This is a genomic window from Methylobacterium terricola, assembly GCF_006151805.1.
Taxonomy (GTDB): domain Bacteria; phylum Pseudomonadota; class Alphaproteobacteria; order Rhizobiales; family Beijerinckiaceae; genus Methylobacterium; species Methylobacterium terricola.
Window position 1 is genome coordinate 1 of sequence record NZ_VDDA01000005.1, and the last position, 15,470, is coordinate 15,470.

Below are 15,470 nucleotides of genomic sequence, written 5' to 3' on the forward strand. Positions count from 1 at the left end.
GGCGAGGCGGGTGCGGCGGCAGAAGCGGGGCGATCGCAGACCAGAGGTCGTCGGGAAGAAGCGGGCGAGCCATACCACCCCAACGCCCAACAGACCCGATCGTGCCGTTCTGTTAGGCGCTCTTAGTCGGCGCCCTCTCACATGCCGCATCCGACACGCGAGAGGGAATATCGCAAGGCCTACTCACTTACCCTTGAGGGCATCCTTCACGCTTCCCACGGCGTTCTGGACCTTGCCCTTTACCTGGTCAGCAATGCCCTCGTTCTTGAGCTTCTCGTCACCTGTCAGGTTGCCCGCGCCTTCTTTGACCTTGCCGCCCAAATTCGTGGCTGAGCCCTCAACGCGGTCCTTATCGACTGCCATGTTACGCTCCTGCTTGTGTCTGCTCCCCGTGCGGGGCTCATGAGGCAAACGAGGAGGCGGCCGGAAGCGTTCCGGTGGGCATACGCGCTCCCGTTCGGGACTCACTACCGCCTCGTTTGCGGCGCCTCTCAGCCGCCAAACCCGGCCGCCTGCTCGATGCGGCCTAAAGCCATCTCAGCGAGGCAGCATCGTGCGTTTCATCCGCATCTTCGGGGCGCTTCTCTCTATCGTCCTCGTTCTCACGGTCGGCGCCTTGATCAGCCTGTTGGCGGCTCCTCTCCGCGCTGTCCGGGCCCTCCGGCGGGCTTGAGGCGACCCGGCGCACTACCTCACGTCGATCCTCGGGAACTTCGCCATGGCGTCCGCCAGCGCCTTGATGCTCACCTCGCCGTAGCCCTCGCCCTCGGTCCGCGGAGCGGGAATAAGGCGGGCCGGGGTACGGGGGAAACTCTGATCCGCCCGCACGAGGGTGAGGCCTCAAGTGGGTGCCCCCCTAGCCAAAAAGCGAGTGTTGCGTGAGCCCCCTACCCTCTCACTCTCCCACGTCGGTTCGCACGGTCTGCCCCCTGCGCTTGGCCTCGCGAAGGAAGTCGATCACGACTTGAGGCAGAGGCCTAACGTCCCCTGAAGCCTGTCTTTCAAGGGCACTCACTTCCTCTCGGCGGATGGCAGCAGCCTCTAAGCTGATGCCGAAGCGGCGGCTAATTTCATCGACGGTATCCTCGCTTTTGACAAGGTAGCTTGGCGCCAGGAGCATGGGAGCGAGCCGCCGTGCTTCACTCTCCTCTCTCTTAACTTCATTCGCAAACCGCTCTGCTGCGGTCTTAACGAGAGACCTGTTCCTGATCCCCTCGTGGCCCAGTAAGAAATGGGCAATCTCGTGAGAGGTGGTCATTCTGGCGCGAGGCTCTCCGCGCTGCATCGCGCGAAATACGCTCTCTCTAAGTCGGATGACCCGCTTGCTTGAGTCCCACTGAGCCTCGGCATCAGGCAAAATCTCGTCGGGCTCCCGGGCGTACTGGAAGCCTGGATAGGCGGCTTTGAGTTTCTGGATGACCGTCATCATGTCGATCCGGTCTTGATTCTCCAAGCCGAGCTTCACGCGGGTCTCTCGGGCGAGCCGCTCAAGCTCTTCGTTGGTGCGAAACCGCGCCATCTAGGGCCTCCATAAGCCGCCATACGCTATATCTTGTGTTTATGGATGGCAATGGCGGTCAGCCGCAAACCCGCGGTGGCAGCGCTGCAATGGGCAGAGATTGCAGTGGATAACCCCGGATCCAGCGTAGAGCCCGCTGGAGAGAGATTGCTCCTACTGGCGCTGTGTGCTGGCGGTTCAGCTTGACGGTCCTACGGCCAGGTCCTACAAAGCTCCTACCTCCGGCGCCTTCAGCGCATTGATTTTGTTGCAGAATTAGCGTCGGCCGCCGTTTCCCGTAGGGCGCGCCAGGGGCTTTTTGTTTTTCAACATCAGTGAGATGGTAAATCGGCAAAACCGATTTAGCCCCCTGGTTTAGACCCTTCGAATCAACGGGCTGGCCGGGGGATCTAACATGGCCGTTTCTACAACCTGAGCGTGTTAGATCATTAAATTCTATCGCTGATTGCTCATACTGCAAGTATTCTCATACACTTTGCCCGGCTGCGACCCTCTTGGCGCGTGGGGTTGGCGCGGCAATCCTCCGCCGTTGCGCCCGCTCATGGGCGCGCATCGGAGCTCGCAAGCTAATGTAGCCGCTACGGCCGCCGGGTTGTCGCTGAGCAGAAGCGTACCACCGCCGCCCGCGATGCCGCCGAGATCGCCACCCACGAGGTCTGCGAGGCCGACGATCGTTCGGCTGTCACTAAGCCGGGGCCGCGGCGGCATGGTGCAGGGGGAATTTTTCTTCGATGGTTTCAGCCCGGTCCGAGCCGGACTACGCGTGGGCGAACACCCGGAGTCCGTTCATCGGTTGGCCGGGAGCGGTATCCGGTGCACGAACCCTGTGGGTCGTGACCCGCGCTACCCGTCAGCCTCTGACGCGGCCGACCAACTCGGGTCGCAAAGGTGAGTACCTGAAGGAGTTCAACGTCGAGGCGATCTCCACCGCGCTCAGGCGACCTGTTCAAGTGATCAAGGAGAATGCCGCCACCTTTCGGGCCCGTGCGGAAGTGATGGCCGCGCGAACTGCCAACGAGGCGCGCTGAAGGCCGCGCGGGATCTGACCTGGGAAGCTTGTTACCCCGGTGTCCGATGCAGCTGGGCAGGCCGCACCTCATGTCCGTTCGAAATAGGGCAATTCCAGCTTGCAATTCCACCGAAAGCGCCGCTGGCCCCTCTCCAGCGTCACGCTGCGACAAGCACCTCCTAGGCATTTCTCCGGCTGATACCTCCTATTGGCCAGATCTATGGATTTTCCTGGAAATATATCGGTAAATTCTTCGTTTTTGAGGAAAAATACTTGATCAATTGTTTCGAAAACAGAGTATATAATATCAAGACGAAGCCGAACTATGCATTGATTCTGCAATATAGCAAGTACTTACGTATCGAGAATCTTCCATCTGGCAGAGAGAATCTATAAAATTACTTTGCAAGAGGGCTTGACGGCAGCGGCCGACGTCGCAATCGTCCAACTTCGCGCCCGGTGGGGCGCCTGGAGACGTGACATGTCGTAAGGCCGAACGCGCATACGAAAAGGGCCACGGAGAGAGAACCACCTCTCAGCCGCAGCCCGATCCGTAGGCGAATCCAATAGGAGATGGATCCGTTCGAGGTCCCCATTCTCCTGACAGGGATGCCGAAAGTCAACCGGATCCGTGTGATCCCGGCTAGTTCGGCTGCGCGCTCGACCTCCGCATACAGGAGGCACAGATGACATTCGAAAAGTTCAATTACCGCCCGCAGGTCGCGAAGCCCCTCCAGGGGGTGAGCGATCCCTGGGGGCGATGACTTGGCTGTACGCCATCACGCTCTGGATCTTCTCGTACTTCCAGCATCTGACCGTGCCGTTCATCTCAGCACGCGAACTGAACTCTGAGGACCCGAAGCGCATCGGCCTCAACCACCTCGATGGTGGTTACGTCGGCTATAACCTTGCGTCCGAGGTCCGTGAGTACCGGCGGCGCGACGAGAAGGTCGAGCAACTGCGCCAGCAAATCCCCGACACCCCGGAGGACCGGGAGATCGTGCAGGCTATACGCCTAGCCGAGGCCGACCCGTCACCGGTGCCTAAGGATCTGTCTGGCACCGTCGACAAGCTCAAGAAGCCCTGCAAATCGCCCCTGCCGCCGCTATCGCTTCACGGTCAGGGCTGGGTGATCACGGATGCAACCGGCGAGCAGCACACCGGCCGGCGACGGATCGGCCTGACCACCCACGAGCAAGAGGCGGGGCGGCTGTGATCGACCTCCGTTCCATCGCCCGCGCCCTCGGCGGCGAATTCCGCAACGGGCAGGTCCATGCTCCCGGGCCGGGCCACTCCGCCACGGACCGGTCATTGTCGGTCCGCCTCAGCGACGACGGCACCGACATCGTGTTGCATTCGTTCGCAGGCGACGACCCCATCGCCTGCAAAGACTACGTCCGCGTGCGTGCCGGCCTGCCGCGGTGGGAGCCGCAGGCTGGTAGTGGTCCCAAGTCGCCCGCGGCCATGTCGCGTCGCGCCCGCCAAGCCGCGTCCTTGCACTCCCGTCAGACCAGAGAGGAGGCGCCGGAGACGGACAGCGCAACCGAACCCCGTGCGCTGGGTGAGGAGCCGCAAGACCTCATTGCGGCGCGAGCTGCCGACGAAGCCTCGGCGGAGATCGTGCTGCCGGTCCCGGAAGACGCGCCCGAGCCGAGCTTCCGGCATTCCAGCCTTGGCCTGCCGTCTCGAACCTGGACCTACCCTGACGCGGCGGGCCGGGTGCTTGGCTACGTCGCCCGCTTCGACCCGCCCGGCGAGCGCAAGCAGTTCGCCCCGCTCACGCTCTGGTGCGAGAACGGGGTTCAACGTTGGCGATGGAAGACTTGGCCCAGGCCCCGCCCGCTCTACGGCCTCGACTTTCTCGCGGCCCGCCCGACCGCCTCTGTAATCATCACTGAGGGCGAGAAGGCGGCCGACGAGGCCCGCCGCATCTTCCCCAACTCCGTTGTGGTCGCCAGCCCCGGCGGAGCGGAAGCGGCGGGCGCAGCCGACTGGCGGCCGCTCAAGGGCCGGCAGGTGATGATCTGGCCCGATGCCGACGACCCTGGGCACCGCTACGCCACGCAGGTCAAAGCTGAGCTGGCCGCGATCGGGGCGAGCACCGTCACACTCGTGAACGCCATGAGTGTCGCCGCGACCGCGCCCTCCGGCGAGATCCGCGAGGTGCCGAAGGGCTGGGATGCAGCGGATGCCCTCGCAGAGGGCTACCTGCCGGAGGCGATCGCAGCCCTTGTCCTCGCCAATGTCGAGCGCGCGGAGCCGCCCCCAGCCTACACCTCCTTCCACCCCTACACCATGAACTCGGACGGTCTCATCGCCGAGGAAGAGAAAGGGCCCAGCAAGGCGCGCTCCATTGAGGAGGTCTGGTGCTCGGACCCCTTTGAGGTGATCGGCCTTGCGCGAGATCCCCACGGTATAGGCTGGTCGAAGTGGCTGCGCTGGAACGACCGGGATGGGCGCCGCCACGTGTACATGGTGGCCGACGCCGCGCTCCACGGCGACGTCGGCGCGGTGGCGGCCGAACTCGCCAACCGCGGGCTGACCGTCTCCCGCAACGCGCGCGCGCATCTGTGCAACTACCTCAACCAGGTGCGGGTGAATGCCCGGGTGACGACGGTGAACCGCACCGGCTGGCACGTCGTCGGCGAGCGCCAAGTGTTCGTGCTGCCGGATCAGGTCGTGGGTCAACCCGACAACGAGACGGTGCTGTTGGTGGGTGCTGCAGCGGCCCCTTATTCCTCGCGCGGCACCCTGGACGATTGGCGTGAGGGTATCGGCCGGCTCTCCGTCGGGCACAGCCGCATCGTGCTCGCCATCGCTACCGCGCTCGCTGGCCCGCTAGTCCACCTCGTCGGCGGTGAAGGCGGCGGCCTCAACTTTTACGGCCAATCGAGTAAGGGGAAGACCACGACGCTGCGGGCGGCGGCAAGCGTGTGGGGGCGCGGCTCGGCCGATCCTGGTTTCGTCCGTTCGTGGCGGGCGACAGCCAATGCGCAGGAGGCGACGGCAGCGATCGTCACCGACACGCTGCTGTGCCTCGACGAGATCGGCGTAGCAGAGGGCCGCGACGCAGCTGCAGCGGTCTATCAGCTCGCCTCCGGCATCGGGAAAGGTAGGGCGGCGCGCGACGGCTCCATCCGCAACCCGACCACGTGGCGTGTGCTGACGCTCTCCACAGGCGAGATCCCGATGGCCGCCAAGATCGCGGAGGACCGGCAGCGTAAGGCCTATGCAGGACAATCGGTCCGCCTCCTGGATATTCCTGCCGATGCGGGCTGCGGGTTCGGTGTCTTCGATCACGCTGGCGAAGAAGGTGACCCCGCCCGCTTGGCCGATGCGATCAAGAGCGCGGCGGTCGCCTCGTTCGGCACCGCCGGCCCGGCCTTCGTGCGCGGGCTCGTGGAGCACGGGTTGGAGGAGATCACCCGCAATGTGATCCGAATCATGGGCGGATTTGTAGAGCAGCACGTCCCCGCCGACGCGGACGGGCAAGTGCGACGGGCTGCGTCCCGGCTCGGGATCGTCGCTGCGGCCGGCGAGGTGGCCATCATGTTCGGCATTGTCCCCTGGCAGCGGGGCGAGGCAGTCAGGGCTGCCGCGCGGGCGCTGGCCGACTGGATCGCGACCCGTGGTGGCTCCGAGCCGGCTGAGATCCGGGAGGCCATCGGGCAGGTACGGCGCTTCTTCGAGGCGCATGGCGAGAGCCGCTTCGAGCCTATGGAGGACTCCGACGCCAAGCCGGTCCACAACCGCACGGGCTGGCGGCGTGGCACAGGCTCCGATCGGGAGTGGCTGGTGCTACCCGAACTCTGGAAGGCCGAGGTCTGCGCCGGCCTCGACGCGGTGGCAACCGCCCGCATTCTGGCCGAGCGGGGCATGCTGAGGCGCGACCCGCAAGGCAAGCTGCAGCGCTCGGAGCGCACACCCTACAAGTCCGGTCAGCGGGTCTACGTGGTCACCGCGGACCTGTTCGAGGGAGGCGACGATGGCCGCTGACCTCCTGACCATGCTGGACGAAATCAGCACTTCCCTCTCACGGACGAAAAAAGGTGTGGCAGGTGTGGCAGGCGATGCCACCCCGGCCGCCAACACGTCGCCACACCTTTCGTTGGAGCGAAAAACCCTTCTAGATCAATGTGCCACACTTGCCACACCTTGCCACACCGGAAAATCGGCAGGTGGAGATAAGCGCCACACCTCGGAGGGGGTGGCGGAAGGTGTTGGCAGGGTGTTGCAGCGTGTGGCAGCCAGTCCGATCGAGGCTGCCGATTGGCTGGCAGCGTTCGATGAGCGCGCCGCAATCCTGGAGTTCGACGGCAGGCACGACCGCGCCGAGGCGGAGCGTTTAGCGCTGGCGGAAACGGTCGCAATGCACGGTCCGCAGCCGAAAGCACTTTAAGCGGGGCTTTGAGGTCTTGCGCACTGGCGTAGGCCCAGGGCAGCAACTCGTCGAGGCGGCGGTTGGGATGGCCCTCAGCAATGCGGGTGAGCACGTCGCTCAGGTAGGTACACGGTGTAGTGGTCGCCTGCGGAGCACACGCTCCTTTTCGCCATCGCTGAATGGCTCATGGATGCGGTGACCGTCTCGGAGGAGTTCGAGCCCGGGCGCAACGAAGCCCAACACTGGAACTCCCTGGCCCGCTTCCGGCAGCTGCTCGATCCCGGCGTCCGTGTCGCGAATTCAACGCCGGCCGCCCGCGTCTCGATGACCGATTTCCTGGCCGGGCTCGAAGTCCGGATCGCGGACCGCTTCGCCCTTTCCCCAAAAACGGCGACGATTTTGACGTCGTCCAGTTCTCCGGCTCGCTCTCGCCAAGGCGGGGTATGAGGAGGCGGCCGGCGTGCCGGAAGAGGCGAGCGAGCTTGCAGGTTCCCTCCTGCGCGGTTTTCAGGACCGGGTGCGCGCGCGGGGCGCGCTATCAGCCTACCCGCTCGAGCCCGGCAACTTCCTCGTCGTCGATCCCGCCGCTGCTCCGGCTCTGTCCGTGATGTCCCGGATGCAGCACGCCCCCGCCCAGGAGCAACAGGTTTTTCTGCGCAACCCGCGGCCGCACATCACGGCGGCGGTCGAGGCCGCCTTGCGTAGCGAGGGCCGGCTCGACGGTCTCGATCAGATCGGCGAGGAGGAGGCGATCGAAACGGCCGGCCTCCCGCTGCTCGTTGAGACGCAGGAATACGCCGACTGGGTGACGGGCATCGGCTTCTTCCGCAAGCCCGACCTGCAGATCGGCTCAGGCAGCGGCACGACCTGGCTGCCGGAAGCCTTCGCGGCGCAGCTCGTCCGCGCCCTCGAGGCCCTGGCGCCAGCAGAAGTCGATGCGCTGCATCACCGCGTCTCCGGCGCGATGGCGGCCGGCGAGGCGACCATGCCGTTCGCTGACCTCGACCTCCCAGCGCGTCCCGAGGCCCTCGCCCTCATCAAGCACTATCGCGGGAGCGACGCTGCGCCCGAGGATAGCAATGAGACCGCGCGCCGCGAGCTGTCCGACCCCCTCGTCCTTGAGACGCTCATCAATTTCGCCGAGCTCAAATGGGTGGCGCAGGTCAAGCCGCGCCTCGCGACGGGGTCCGACACGCTGCCGTCGATCGTGCGCACGCCGCTCAAGGACCACCAGCGCGAGAGCTTCGCCTGGCAGGTCGACGCCTGGAAGGTCGGCCTGCCGGGCATCTTCAACGCGGATGAGCAAGGGCTCGGCAAGACCCTGCAGACGATCGCCTTCCTGGCCTGGCTGAAGCTGCACGCAGCCGATCCGCGGGCGGCTCACCGTGGGCCGGAGCTCGTCGTCGCGCCGACCTCGCTCCTCGAGAACTGGGAGCAAGGGGTCGCGCGACATGCCGCGGAGCCGGGTCTCGGGCATCTCATCCGCCTCTACGGCTCCGGCACCGGTGCGCGAAAGCGGACCGATACGTCCGGGCGCGATATCGAGACCGGAGAGAGCAAGCTCGATCTCGCCTTCCTGCGCGAAGCCCTCGAAGAGGGAAGAGCCCACCGATACTGGATTTTCACGACCTACACGACGCTGGTCAATTACCAGCACAGCCTTCGGCAGATCCCGTTCAGCGCGATCGTCTTCGACGAGATTCAGGCGCTCAAGAACCCTGCGAGCTTGCGCGCCGCCGCGGCCCGGTCAGTCAGGGCAGATTTCCGCATCGTGTTGATGGGCACGCCGATCGAGAACGCCTCGGTCGACCCGTGGGCGATCATGGATCAGCTCGCGCCGGGATCACTCGACACCCTGCCGGAGTTCCGCGCCCGATACGGCACACCCGAAGTGACCAACACGGCAATGCTTCATCAACGGGTCTTCGCGTCCGTCGCATCTCTGCCGGCGCTGGCGCTGCGACGGGTGAAGGACGTCGTCGCGCGGGACCTGCCGGAAAAAATGCGGCGCTTGCATCGTCGGCCAGCCAAACCAGCACCTCGTCGAAATGGTCGCTGTACATGGTGCGGCTGACCCACTCGTCCGTGACCGCCAGCAGCACGGTCGTGCGGATTGAGGGCGAAGTCACACGAGCATCGGTTCGAAGCCCATGAGTTCGCGGTCGCGCGGGCTCGGCAGCCCCGCCTTCCAAGCTTTGAAGTCGTCCATCTTCTTCAGGTCACGCATCGGGACGATCTGCGTCATCATCTCCTCACGGTCGTGGTGGATGAACACGAACGGGTGCTTCTCGAACTGCTGAAGGCTGATGGCGAAGCGGTCGGCCTCGTCGTTGAGGCGGGTGACCTTGTCGAAATCACCCTCCGCACCGTCGAGCGCATACAGGGTCTCGACCAACTCGCAGGACAGGGTAAACCCCATGTCCTGCATCGCCTCGACGAAGTGATTACCCAGCATCAGCCCGCGGGTGTGCTCGGCGATCCGCTTGGCCCGCTTCAGCGATATAGCCTCGGTCGGGAGCACGACGACGTTCCTGCCCATCTGGACGACAACCGCACCCGGCGCAGTCTTGAGGCTTCTGAAGGCGGCCATTATAGTACCACCTCGTGCTGCTCGACCTTCGCCGTCTTGCCGAGTTCGTCGCTGAGCAGTTCCTCGATCTTGTCGGCGCTCATCTCGCTGTTATAATTGTCGTCGAACTCCTCGTAGCCCTCGAACTCATCCACGACCCACTCGCGCAGAACATCGGTCGCACCGTCCAGCGTAGCGTGGACTGAATTCCGGATCGTCCCGCAGCCTTCGTGGTCCTCGACGATCACAACGAAGATCTTGCGAGCCGGCTCGATCGAGGCGTGCAAACGGTACTGCCCAACGGTAGACATGTTATCATTGATTGACATCGTGATTCCTAAATCTAATTCAGAGCGCCCCGGCAAAAGCACCGGCTGGCGATGAACAACCCATACGAGGTTCGAGCCGATCCGTCTAATTAATTTTGACGCTCAACCGGCGTGCATGGTTTGATGCACTTGCCCCCGCAATGGGGACCAGCCCTTCTCGGGCTTGGATTTATTTGGAGAAGCACTTTGATTCGTAATAGCCTCACCCAGCAGGTACAGCCTGCCGGGGCCAACACCTTTGACCGGCGCCAGCAGGCAGTTGACGAACTGATTCGGTTCCTCAACCAAACCTTGATTCAGGGACCGGAGATTCCAGACGCGAACTTCATCGCCAAGGATCTCGACGGACAGGACGACCAGAAGGTGCGCGCCTGGGTCAAGCAGAACACCACCCGTCTCGGCTGGACCGTCAAGGATTACGAGAAGGCCCTGCGCTACGAACGCATCCGCAAGGATCTCGGCGCCGTGCCCCACAACGCCACCGAACTCGTCGAGGCCCTCGTCCAGCGCGACAAGATGAGCGTGCTCTACAACGGCCTCATCCTCAACGACAAGGTGCCGATGCTGGATCGCGAAGGCGTCAGCGACGGCCTGACCATGGAACTGCTGGAGGAAGAAGCGTTCTTCCAGAACCCGAAGGACGAGAACGTCGAAGAGTTCTGCCGCAACCTCCGCCTGATTGCCGACACCCACAAGCTACCGGCGCCGAGCGAACGCATCACCGACGCGGTGAACCAGTGGATCACCATCAGCCAGCGCCATCGCCTGCAAGACCTGTTCTTCATGATTCGCGGCCCAATCCTGACCAAGGACAAGGCACGCGCCGAAGCCCTGTGGCTCGACATCGCCCACAAGCTCTTCGTGACGACCCCGGAGTGCCCGGACAAGTTCATCGTCGCGGTGCTGAAGAAGTTCATGCAGCAGGTCAAGCGCAAGATCCGCGGCTTGCCCGTCAAGGACCACCTCATGCCAGTGATCGTCGGCACCCAGGGCAAAGGTAAGACCACCTTCGTCCAGGCCATGCTCGCCATGATCGAGGAGCTGGTGCTCGGCGTGGACTTCAAGATGATCGAGGACGAACGCAATATCGACATCTGGAAGAGCTACATCCTCTTTATCGACGAGATGGGCTACGCCTCAAAGGCCAACGTGGACACGGTCAAGAACGCCATCACTGCCAAGACCCTAACTCGCCGACCCATGCGCACCAACACCCAGGTGACGGTGAAGCAGAATGCCACGTTCATCGGGTGCTCAAACAAGAAGCTCGCGCAATTGATCAAGGACCCGACCGGTATCCGCCGCTTCGTGTCCCTGCTGTTCTCGAACGACCCTGATTGGACGTTCATGAACCAGATCGACTGGCCGCTGCTGTGGGCGTCCGTGGACCACGAAGGTGACGATCCGATCGCACCGTTCAAGGGCCTGCTCGCGACCGCTCAGGAGGATCAGCGCGAACGCGGCCGCGTCGAGCACTGGCTGGAGGAGTTCAAGCCCGAGACCAGCGACACATTCAAGCGCTGCCTCCACAACGGCCGCATCCAGGCCAGCCCCCTGTACGAATCGTTCGTCGAGTTCGAGGAGACGTACTACCGCGGACACATGAAGACCAACATCACCGAGTGGGGTCTGGAGATGCGCCGGCTGGAAGAGAGCGGCCGGAACGAGCGATTCTCGTGGATCGGCAAGGTCGGTGGGCGCGTGCTGTACGCCTTCAAAGGGTAATAATTGAGGGGAGGTGTCATACAGCTATCCTGGCTTGTTCTTGGCATTTCTCCTCTGTATTTGTCCTTTGATATTATAGTAATGATAGTAGGATAGATATTATTTCAGTCCTGAGAAATACCTCAGATTAAAATAATATAACAATGCAGAATGATGGCCTTGCTGTCAAAGCTGTCATTCCGTGATGTCATTCCTGTGTTATTTATTCTCCCCTCAAGAGTTACACCATGAACCAAATCAACACGTGCGACCTCGCCCGCGACACCCGTAACCGCGAATCCCGGCGCAAGCCCGTCGCACTACGGATTCGCGAGATCGAGATGCACAAGTCTCGCTTCCCGCTGCTGCTCGATCGCTACCCGGCCGACGAGATTCCCGTCACCCTCGAAGGACCGCATGGAGTGGAATGCGGCGGCTTGCCAGATGGATGCCGAGCGGCCGCATTGCGCCATTTCCCGACGCTCGGCACTAGCAGGCTGAATGGCTGCTCCTCTCCCACAAGCTGCCACTGCATCAAATGGTCAATTTTGTAAATTATAATATTTTATTTTTGCGATCCTCGCAAAACCATTTTCTTTGTGACAGGCAATAATTTTAGTTATATGATTGAGTAAGTTCATCACTAAAGTGAATATAAAATGAATAATTTGGAGTTAATTTGCTCGAATTACAATCAATAAAAAATCCTATATTGATCTAGATGGGAGATTGTATGCAATTATATGTAGTAAATAATTTTATATACAACTTCAATGAGGCTCAACAACGGTAATGTTGCCCAATTTGATTGCTTTATCAGCAGCGAGATACTAAGCAGGGCCATATAGCCGACGGTGGCGCAGCACATCCACAAGATGAGAAATGTTCCACTCAGTCAACTGTGTCTCGCCTCGGTAGATTTGGTCTGGGTTCTCAAGCCGGGCTCTTGAAGCTGTGAACCTGTCGGCGACCTCCCGGCCACTTTTGCGTTGTCCTCTGCCGCCGTGTGGAAGACGTGATGATGGAAGGCGACAAAAACCACAACGATCTCCACCGAGTCACGGAGGACGTCGGTCTCCCGGCGCCACCTGGTCCCGACCGCGTGCCACCGCCGCATCTGCCGCCCGAGCCGGACCAGAGTGATACCGGCAACGATTGTCCCGAGTCCGAGACTTCACCCGGAGCCGAGGCGTGACAGGCCGTCCGATTGCAGGGGCCCTTGCCGTGGGCGATAGCCGCGGCATGCAGGCTCGACAACCAGTTCCGCTTTCACTTGGATCGTGTGCAACTCCAGATCGTTTGCCGCCAAGCGACGCTGACCATGCTGCCAGCCCCGTAGTTGCCGGGGCCGCTTCGGCGTGAGCGAGACGTTCTCGTTTCTTCCGTCGGGCGGCGTCACGGGCGCCGAGATCCGCGCGCGCGACTGGTCCGATACCTCGCTCGGTCCGCCCAAAGCGTGGTCGCCGGCCCTGAGGAGCGCGCTCGGGCTGATGCTCGCCTGCCCCACGGCGATGTTCCTCGCCTGGGGCCCTGACCTGCTCTGCTTCTACAACGACGCCTACCGCCCGATCCTCGGCTACCGCCTGGACACGGCCCTGGGCAGGCCCTTCCGGGAGGTCTGGGCCAGTATTTGGGACGAGATCGGGCCCCTCGTCGACGCGACGCTCGCCGGCGAGAGCATGACTCTCACCGACATGCCGCTCGATCTCTCGCGCAATGGCACACCCGAACGCAGCTGGTGGTCCTTCAGCTACTCGCCGGCCGTCGATGAGGCCGGCAAGGTCGCCGGTCTGCTCTGCGTCACCGCCGAGACGACCTCCCGCGTCCTTGGCGAGGCAGCGCTCCGCGATAGCGAGGATCACTACCGGCACACGGTCGAGCTGAACCCGCAGGTACCCTGGACCTGCGACCCGCATGGCAACATCACGTCGTTCTCGAACCGCTGGCTGACGCTGACTGGCCAGGGGCCCGGCGAACCGTACGGGGCCGGCTGGATCAAGGTGCTGCACCCCGAGGACGTCCCGTCCACGTTGACGACCTTCACGGCCTGCCTCGTCTCAGGCGACCTCGTCGACGTCGATTACCGCTTCCAGATGGCCGGCACGGGCGAGTATCGCTGGATGCGCGCCCGCGCCCAGCCGCGTCGGGACGGTGCGGGAGCCATCATCGCCTGGTACGGCGTCGTGGAGGACATCCACGACCGCAAGCTCGCCGAGCGCAACCTGCGCGAGCTCAACGCGCACCTGGAGTGTCGCGTCGAGGAGGCGCTTGCCCAGCGCAAGCTCTGGGCCGACGTCTTCGAGATCACGGACGCCCTCGTCTGCGTCCTCGACCCCGACTTCCGGCTGCTTGCCCTCAATCGCGCCTACGCCGACGAGTTCGAGGCCATCTACGGGGTCCGTCCCCATGTCGGCGACGACCTGATCGGCCTCATGGCGCACGTGCCCGAGCAGCAGGACCAGGCGCGGACCGTGTGGGCCCGGGCGCTATCGGGCGAGGCGTTCACGCTGGTCGAGGAGTTCGGCGAGCCCGACCGTAGACGGCCCTACTACGAACTGGCCTTTACCCCGCTGCGCGACGCGGACGGGCGCCGGATCGGCGCCTTCCAGTACGCGACCGACGTGACCCAGCGGCTGCGCGACCTGGAGCAACTCGCCAAGGCTGAAGAGGGCCTGCGTCAGGCCCAGAAGATGGAGGCGGTCGGGCAGCTGACCGGGGGCGTTGCCCACGACTTCAACAACCTACTGACCATCATCCGCTCGTCGGTCGACCTGCTGCGCAAGCCCGACCTGCCTGAGGAGCGCCGCCGCCGCTACATGGACGCGGTGTCCGACACGGTGGATAGGGCCTCCAAGCTGACGGGCCAGCTCCTCGCCTTCGCCCGGCGCCAATCGTTGATGCCCGAGACGTTCGACGTCGGCGCGCGGATCGCGGCGGCCGTAGACATGCTGGCCTCGGTCGCAGGCGCCCGCATCCGAGTCGTCGTCGAGATGCCGGCGAGGGCTACCTGCCACGTCTTTGCAGACCCGGGCCAGTTCGAGACGGCGCTCGTCAACATGGCGGTCAACGCAAGAGATGCGATGGAGGACGAAGGCACGCTCACCCTGAGGCTCGAATGCCGAAGAGACATGCCGGACATCCGGGGACATGCCAGTTCGAGCGGACCATTAGTGGCGGTCTCGGTCGTCGACCAGGGCTCGGGCATCAGCCCGGCAGACCTCCCGCACATCTTCGAGCCGTTCTTCACCACCAAGGGCGTGGGAAGGGTTCGGGGCTGGGACTGAGCCAAGTGATCGGCTTCGCCAAGCAGTCGGGCGGAGACGTCGACGTCGCGAGCGAACCCGGTCGGGGGACGACCTTCACCCTTTATCTGCCCCAGGTCGAGGCGCTCGCGACGGAAGCCCCGGAAGGGCTGAAGCCGGTGCTCGACGCCCAGGCGCTGCGCGTCCTCGTCGTCGAGGACAACCTCGACGTCGGGCGGTTCTGCACACAGATCCTGGAGGAGCTCGGGTACGCCACCGTCTGGGCCAAGAACGGCGAAGAGGCCCTCGCCGAGGTCGAGCGGGATCCCGATCGGTTCGACGCGATGTTCTCGGACGTGGTGATGCCTGGCATGGGCGGGGTCGCGCTGGCCCGACGCCTCCGGGCGCTCGTGCCTGACCTGCCGGTTATCCTCACGTCCGGCTACAGCGACGTGCTGGCCCGCGAGGGCACGCACGGCTTCGACCTCGTGCGCAAGCCCTACTCGGCCGCCCAGGTCGCCGAGGCGTTCCAGGCCATCCCGGGGCGGCGGAAGGGTGAGGCACCGGAGACCGAGAACCGGGAGACGAAGAGCCCAGAGGCCAAGAGCTAGCCGTCCTGACCGGTTGGACGGTGGCCGAGGCTGAACAGCGGATGGGCGGCACGTCCGGATCTCGGATCGGCGCTGTCCCTCCGGTCGCTCGACCACCGATCCGGAC

The 15,470-nt window shown here is 63.6% G+C and carries 12 protein-coding genes and 2 pseudogenes; 9 read left to right on the forward strand and 5 right to left on the reverse strand.

Features of this window, described 5'->3' with window-relative positions; translation table 11 throughout:
* Positions 1 to 183: 183 nt before the first annotated feature.
* Together FF100_RS13410 and FF100_RS13415 are read right to left on the reverse strand one after the other, a co-directional pair.
* Positions 184 to 363 carry a CsbD family protein gene (locus FF100_RS13410; RefSeq protein WP_109961784.1) on the reverse strand — a complete coding sequence of 60 codons (180 nt, stop codon included), beginning with the start codon at positions 361 to 363 and terminating at the stop codon, positions 184 to 186.
* 532 nt (positions 364 to 895) lie between these two features.
* Positions 896 to 1,519, reverse strand: coding sequence for an ImmA/IrrE family metallo-endopeptidase (locus FF100_RS13415; protein WP_139036212.1), 624 nt, complete (start codon positions 1,517 to 1,519; stop codon positions 896 to 898).
* A gap of 833 nt (positions 1,520 to 2,352) precedes the next feature.
* Between FF100_RS13415 and FF100_RS13420 the strand changes: the two genes are divergently transcribed.
* From FF100_RS13420 to FF100_RS13435, 4 genes are all read left to right on the forward strand, one after another.
* The gene (locus FF100_RS13420; protein ID WP_139036213.1) at positions 2,353 to 2,547 is read left to right on the forward strand and encodes a hypothetical protein; all 195 of its coding nucleotides are present in this window, start codon (positions 2,353 to 2,355) and stop codon (positions 2,545 to 2,547) included.
* 741 nt (positions 2,548 to 3,288) lie between these two features.
* Positions 3,289 to 3,744: a hypothetical protein gene (locus FF100_RS13425; protein WP_139036214.1), complete on the forward strand. Its 456-nt coding sequence runs from the start codon at positions 3,289 to 3,291 to the stop codon at positions 3,742 to 3,744.
* Positions 3,741 to 6,524: a DUF927 domain-containing protein gene (locus FF100_RS13430; RefSeq protein ID WP_139036215.1), complete on the forward strand. Its 2,784-nt coding sequence runs from the start codon at positions 3,741 to 3,743 to the stop codon at positions 6,522 to 6,524. The genes FF100_RS13425 and FF100_RS13430 overlap by 4 nt, the downstream gene beginning before the upstream one ends.
* Complete coding sequence (locus FF100_RS13435) at positions 6,514 to 6,927, forward strand: hypothetical protein (RefSeq protein ID WP_139036216.1); 414 nt, start codon at positions 6,514 to 6,516, stop codon at positions 6,925 to 6,927. The genes FF100_RS13430 and FF100_RS13435 overlap by 11 nt, the downstream gene beginning before the upstream one ends.
* Positions 6,928 to 6,973: 46 nt before the next feature.
* Here FF100_RS13435 and FF100_RS38615 read toward each other — a convergent pair.
* A pseudogene (locus tag FF100_RS38615) lies at positions 6,974 to 7,090 on the reverse strand (transposase domain-containing protein); the annotation flags it as partial.
* 5 nt (positions 7,091 to 7,095) lie between these two features.
* Between FF100_RS38615 and FF100_RS13445 the strand changes: the two are divergent.
* The gene (locus tag FF100_RS13445; RefSeq protein ID WP_139036217.1) at positions 7,096 to 7,356 is read left to right on the forward strand and encodes a hypothetical protein; all 261 of its coding nucleotides are present in this window, start codon (positions 7,096 to 7,098) and stop codon (positions 7,354 to 7,356) included.
* Between the two features lie 13 nt (positions 7,357 to 7,369).
* On the forward strand, positions 7,370 to 8,983 hold the full coding sequence (locus tag FF100_RS13450) for an SNF2-related protein (RefSeq protein ID WP_139036218.1): 1,614 nt from the start codon (positions 7,370 to 7,372) through the stop codon (positions 8,981 to 8,983).
* A gap of 51 nt (positions 8,984 to 9,034) precedes the next feature.
* Here FF100_RS13450 and FF100_RS13455 read toward each other — a convergent pair whose 3' ends face one another.
* Both FF100_RS13455 and FF100_RS13460 read right to left on the reverse strand, forming a co-directional pair.
* Positions 9,035 to 9,499 (reverse strand): hypothetical protein, encoded by a 465-nt coding sequence (locus tag FF100_RS13455; RefSeq protein ID WP_139036219.1) that lies wholly within the window; start codon positions 9,497 to 9,499, stop codon positions 9,035 to 9,037.
* Positions 9,499 to 9,807: a hypothetical protein gene (locus FF100_RS13460; protein ID WP_139036220.1), complete on the reverse strand. Its 309-nt coding sequence runs from the start codon at positions 9,805 to 9,807 to the stop codon at positions 9,499 to 9,501. Before FF100_RS13460 ends, FF100_RS13455 begins: the two co-directional genes overlap by 1 nt.
* A 186-nt stretch (positions 9,808 to 9,993) precedes the next feature.
* Here FF100_RS13460 and FF100_RS13465 point away from each other — a divergent pair, with 186 nt between their 5' ends.
* The 3 genes and pseudogenes from FF100_RS13465 to FF100_RS13475 all read left to right on the forward strand — a co-directional run bounded on the left by FF100_RS13465 (position 9,994) and on the right by FF100_RS13475 (position 15,364).
* Positions 9,994 to 11,532 (forward strand): VapE domain-containing protein, encoded by a 1,539-nt coding sequence (locus tag FF100_RS13465; RefSeq protein ID WP_171070153.1) that lies wholly within the window; start codon positions 9,994 to 9,996, stop codon positions 11,530 to 11,532.
* 227 nt (positions 11,533 to 11,759) lie between these two features.
* Positions 11,760 to 12,065, forward strand: coding sequence for a hypothetical protein (locus FF100_RS13470; protein WP_139036222.1), 306 nt, complete (start codon positions 11,760 to 11,762; stop codon positions 12,063 to 12,065).
* A gap of 957 nt (positions 12,066 to 13,022) precedes the next feature.
* Positions 13,023 to 15,364 (forward strand): annotated as a pseudogene (locus FF100_RS13475) (PAS domain-containing protein).
* Positions 15,365 to 15,470 lie beyond the last annotated feature (106 nt).

What these genes read in the sequence shown, in the direction of transcription:
- FF100_RS13410 (WP_109961784.1), bottom strand. Translation starts at nt 363, where the DNA reads ATGGCAGTCGATAAGGACCGCGTTGAGGGCTCAGCCACGAATTTGGGC.
- FF100_RS13415 (WP_139036212.1), bottom strand. Translation starts at nt 1,519, where the DNA reads ATGGCGCGGTTTCGCACCAACGAAGAGCTTGAGCGGCTCGCCCGAGAG.
- FF100_RS13425 (WP_139036214.1), top strand. Translation starts at nt 3,289, where the DNA reads ATGACTTGGCTGTACGCCATCACGCTCTGGATCTTCTCGTACTTCCAG.
- FF100_RS13435 (WP_139036216.1), top strand. Translation starts at nt 6,514, where the DNA reads ATGGCCGCTGACCTCCTGACCATGCTGGACGAAATCAGCACTTCCCTC.
- FF100_RS13445 (WP_139036217.1), top strand. Translation starts at nt 7,096, where the DNA reads ATGGATGCGGTGACCGTCTCGGAGGAGTTCGAGCCCGGGCGCAACGAA.
- FF100_RS13455 (WP_139036219.1), bottom strand. Translation starts at nt 9,499, where the DNA reads ATGGCCGCCTTCAGAAGCCTCAAGACTGCGCCGGGTGCGGTTGTCGTC.
- FF100_RS13460 (WP_139036220.1), bottom strand. Translation starts at nt 9,807, where the DNA reads ATGTCAATCAATGATAACATGTCTACCGTTGGGCAGTACCGTTTGCAC.
- FF100_RS13470 (WP_139036222.1), top strand. Translation starts at nt 11,760, where the DNA reads ATGAACCAAATCAACACGTGCGACCTCGCCCGCGACACCCGTAACCGC.